This window comes from Empedobacter sp. UBA7611, assembly GCF_002484365.1.
Lineage (GTDB): Bacteria > Bacteroidota > Bacteroidia > Flavobacteriales > Weeksellaceae > Empedobacter > Empedobacter falsenii_B.
This window is the reverse complement of record NZ_DLJR01000067.1, coordinates 17515-22094: the sequence shown is the minus strand read 5'-3', so window position 1 is coordinate 22094 and position 4580 is coordinate 17515. Positions and strand designations below refer to the sequence as shown.

4 protein-coding genes are annotated in these 4580 nt (G+C 32.0%); 1 reads left to right on the top strand and 3 read right to left on the bottom strand.

Translation table 11 applies throughout. From position 1 onward, the window contains the following. Positions 1 to 181: 181 nt before the first annotated feature. From B3R94_RS11755 to B3R94_RS11745, 3 genes are all read right to left on the bottom strand, one after another. Entirely contained in the window at positions 182 to 1318 is a 1137-nt protein-coding gene (locus tag B3R94_RS11755) for a DegT/DnrJ/EryC1/StrS family aminotransferase (RefSeq protein WP_291100974.1), read from the bottom strand. A gap of 922 nt (positions 1319 to 2240) precedes the next feature. Then, a complete protein-coding gene (locus B3R94_RS11750) occupies positions 2241 to 2465 on the bottom strand; it encodes a hypothetical protein (protein WP_286495829.1) in 225 nt (74 codons plus the stop codon). Between the two features lie 29 nt (positions 2466 to 2494). Then, on the bottom strand, positions 2495 to 2890 hold the full coding sequence (locus tag B3R94_RS11745) for a DUF5675 family protein (RefSeq protein ID WP_038337107.1): 396 nt from the start codon (positions 2888 to 2890) through the stop codon (positions 2495 to 2497). Between the two features lie 319 nt (positions 2891 to 3209). On the opposite strand from B3R94_RS11745, the gene B3R94_RS11740 reads away from it, so the two are divergent. After that, the gene (locus B3R94_RS11740; protein WP_291076735.1) at positions 3210 to 3404 is read left to right on the top strand and encodes a hypothetical protein; all 195 of its coding nucleotides are present in this window, start codon (positions 3210 to 3212) and stop codon (positions 3402 to 3404) included. Positions 3405 to 4580 lie beyond the last annotated feature (1176 nt).

The window sequence follows — 4580 nt, the reverse complement described above, 5'->3', positions numbered from 1 at the left end:
CGGGCTAAAACCTTTTTAACGTTACATTCAAACATTTTCTTAACGTGAGAGTTTTAATGCCTATATCTATATCCTTTTTCTATTTCAAATACACTTTTTAATAAGAAATTTATTTCATATTTAATAAAAAAATCCTCCTAAGAAACTTAGGAGGATTTGATTGATATCTTATTTTTGAAAATTATTTCCCAAATACTTCTTTTACTTTAGCTGTAATTCGTTCGCGCTCTGCATCTGTTAAATTAGAACCAGAAGGAAGACATAATCCATTTTCGAATAATTCTTCTGCTACTTTTCCTCCATAATAAGGTGCATCAGCAAAAACAGGTTGCATGTGCATAGGTTTCCATAATGGACGAGATTCGATATCATCTTCTAAAAAAGCTAAACGCAAATCTTCGCGCGTTTTCCCTGCTACTTTTGGATCTATTAAAATCGCTGACAACCAATGGTTAGAGAAATAATCAGAACTTGGTTCTGTAAATACCGCTACGCCATCAATATCCGCAAACAACTCTTGGTAGAATTGATTCATTGCGCGACGAGCTTCCACTCTACTTGGTAGAACTTCCATTTGTCCACGACCGATACCCGCAGTAATATTACTCATACGGTAATTGTACCCAATATGCGAATGTTGATAATGTGGTGCGTTATCACGTGCTTGCGTTGCTAAAAAGACTGCTTTATCTTTATCTTCTTGTGTTTGACAAACTAATGCTCCACCACCAGAAGTTGTAATAATTTTATTTCCATTAAACGACAAACCTCCAAAACGACCAAACGTACCACAAGCTTTACCTTTGAACGTAGAACCCAATGCTTCTGCTGCATCTTCAATCACAGGAATGTTATATTTTTCAGCTATAGCATGTACTTCATCAACCTTATAAGGCATTCCGTACAAATGAACAGCTAATATCGCCTTTGGTTTTTTTCCTTTTGCCATACGATCTGTAATCGCTTCCTCTAATGCAATTGGACAAAGGTTCCATGTATCTTTTTCAGAATCTACAAAAACAGGTGTAGCACCTTGATAAGCAATTGGATTTGCTGTTGCTGAGAATGTCATCGATTGACAGATTACCTCATCACCATGTGAAACTCCACATTCAATCAAAGCTAAATGAATTGCCGCTGTACCAGCAGATAATGCTGCAACTTTTACATCTGCATTTAAGAAATTTTCTAAATCTGCTTCAAAACCATTGACGTTAGGTCCTAGTGGTGCAACCCAATTTGCATCGAATGCTTCGTGAATGTATTTTAATTCATTTCCCCCCATGTGAGGAGAAGATAACCATATCTTTTCAGCCATTTTATAGTTGTTTTTGTTGAGCAAATTTATGATAAAACTATGATTTTTGCTTCATTAGTTTATCATAAAACTTCATAAAATAAAAAATCTTATCAATACTCTCTCAAACATTTTCTTAACGTGAGAGTTTTAATGCCGGTTTTTTTCATCCTTTTTCAATATTCAAATTCCTTTTTAACAACATTTGAGATTAAAAATTCTTTAATGTCACTTTTTACTTGACTAAAAAGTAACCAAAAAGTCATGGCCGTAAACCTCTCTACTAAAAATGTTTTCATTTCACTAAAGATTTTAANNTGAGAGTTTTAATGCCGGTTTTTCATCCTTTATATTAATTAAACTCGTTTCAGAACCTCATCCTTAATCTGAATACATACTACTTTGTACATAATACAACTCTAAAATCTCAAATCTCATATCTCATATCTAACAACTACTTTTTACATAATACATAATACATAATACATTTCACAACTCTAAAATCTCAATTCTCACATCTAAAATCAATCCTCTTTCTCAACCTTAGTCTTAATCTCAAATACATACTACTTTGTACATAATACAACTCTAAAATCTCACTTCTCAAATCTCATATCTCATATCTCATATCTAACAACTACTTTTTACATAATACATAATACATACTACATTCTACAACCCCTCAATTCTCACATCTAATATCTAATATCTAATATCTAATATCGAATATCTCAATTCCCACATCTACTTTTACACAACAAAAAAACTACCCATCTACTGGGTAGCCTTTAACAATTACATTAAATTTTCATTCTTCAATTTTTGCAACAACAGCGAAAGACAAAAACTACTTAATGCCCCTACGAGCGAAAGTAAAATTGTCGAAATAATATCCTGCCATTGTATACTCGCATACATACCGCACATAGCTCCACAAATCACACTAAACTTCGTGTGATCGTGAGGCGGCATCGGATTCATCAACAACATCATGGTCAACAGTTAATTGACTTACGGCTGTTAAAACACCTCCCGTCACAACCAAATATCCACCTAATTGCACCAATAGTGCTGGCAATACAACAGGAGCGGCAATCAATACACCACCAATACTAGCAGCGACTAATCCTATTGTACGAATACGTTGAAATAACTTAGGGGTTGGCAATTGCAAACGTTCTACTATATTCATAACGTTTATTTTTTAATATGTAAAAATACCTGTTCACCTCTCTGTAAATACTCATAAACGATTGTTTTCAGTCGTTCAAATGCTTTACGAGAGTCAATACCTTTTCCTTCTCCTTGCAGAGAAGTAACTGGAGCTATACATCCATTCAGCTCCTTTAGTGCATCATTCGCTGGATGAAATAAAATCAACGATCGATTTGGAACCAAATCAATCCATACATGCCACCCAAAACGTTTACTAAATCGCTTCTTTAGTGGATATTTACCTTCAGGAATACATGATTTGCGTTTCAAATTGTTTTTCCATGGTAACTCAATTGTCATGCAAATCAGTTGTTGCTGTAACCAAAGCTGTCCATTGGTTCCATCAGGTAAATATTTTCTTTTTAAAACTAAATCCATCTTTTATTTTTTTATAGTTGTTAGTCATTTTATCTGTCGACTATCTCCACATTACTCATCTCATAATCCTCATACTATAAGTCAACTCTGCATAAACTTTTCATAAAATTCTAATCTATTTCCATATAAAACAAGTCACCATAAACCAAATGTCATTTATAATCAAAAAAATACATTTTTATCCCTTTTTGTCATACAACAACAATAATTTTTAGAAAAATAGATCATTTTCTAAAAAAACTAAACAAATAATACCAGCAACAACAACAAGCTATATAGTTCTATTTAATTTAATTCCACAATCAAAAAAAAAAGAAATATGAAAAAAAACAAAAGAATGATCATTTATGCGAAAGACATTCAAAATGCCACCGGAAGAAGTTACAGGCAAAGTCTTCGCTTATTACAAAAAGCCAAAAATAAAGTTGGTAAATCAAAAGACGACATGTTAAGTCTAAGAGAGTTTTGCGACGTGTATAACATTAATCCTCTCGATTTTCAAGAATCAATTTAAAAACAAAAAATTATGAACGATAAAACTATATTTTCGGTTCAATGGTTCAATTCTATTATCAAAAAAATAGATAAATTGGAACAAGATTGGAAAAATAATATTATCCAATTCAACGATTCCATTTTAATGGAAGAACATCAAGTAACAACCCTATTACAAATTTCAAAATCCACCTTACGAAGGTATCGCTTAAAAAAGTATTTTAACGTATATCAAATAGGCAAGCGAAACCTATATTTACAACACGATATTATCAGAGGTATTCTTACCCATTTAGTGAAATAACAAAAAAAAAGAGAAATAAACTTTTATTTCTCTTTTGCTTTTACCTAAACAAAATCTAAACTACAGTTTTTAGCTAGGGTGAAGAATTTCTCCTCCCATAATTTGTAAATTCATAAATATCAAATACATCTACTTTTTACTTTATACATTTCATAAATCTAAAATCTCAATTCTAATATCTAACATCTAATCTGTACATTTCACCTCCTCTCTCAATACTCATATCTCATATCTAACATCTACTTTTTACTTTATACATTTTACAATTCTAATATCTAACATCTAATCTGTACATTTCACCACCCTCTCAATACTCATATCTAATATCTAATATCTCATATCTAACACCTACATACCGATACACGAAGACCGAACAAACCATACGGAACGGATATACAATGGATACAGAATGGATACAGCGCGGATACACAGCCGATACAGAAAAGTGACATTTTCGATATACACCGATACAGGAATTTAACACTTTTTAACACATTATTTCTCTAACCACAAGAGAAAATTAGGTTTTTGCTACGTTTTACGTTCTTCGCTTTACGTTTTACGTTTTCATCCTTTCTCAATATTCAAATCCTTTTTTAACAATGAATTTATAAATCGTCATTGCTGAAGAGTCGAGTGTCAATTCGGCGTAAAGAGCGTTAAAAATGATTTATGTTCGCATTTCATATGCGAATGTTCTAAAGCATTTAGCGAGTAAGCCGTTATTGACCGACTTGTAAGCATAGACTTGATTTTTTTTGATTCGTTTTTTTTATCAAGATTCCCCGAAGGGCATATGAATTCATTTAAAAACAATAATATCTCATGAATAAAAAAATGAATGAAATATAGTTTTGAAAAACGAGAATAACCTTTCTATCACTTTTTTAT

Coding starts and splice junctions, on each gene's coding strand:
- B3R94_RS11755 (WP_291100974.1), bottom strand. CDS start 1,318: ATGGCTGAAAAGATATGGTTATCTTCTCCTCACATGGGGGGAAATGAA.
- B3R94_RS11745 (WP_038337107.1), bottom strand. CDS start 2,890: ATGGATTTAGTTTTAAAAAGAAAATATTTACCTGATGGAACCAATGGA.
- B3R94_RS11740 (WP_291076735.1), top strand. CDS start 3,210: ATGAAAAAAAACAAAAGAATGATCATTTATGCGAAAGACATTCAAAAT.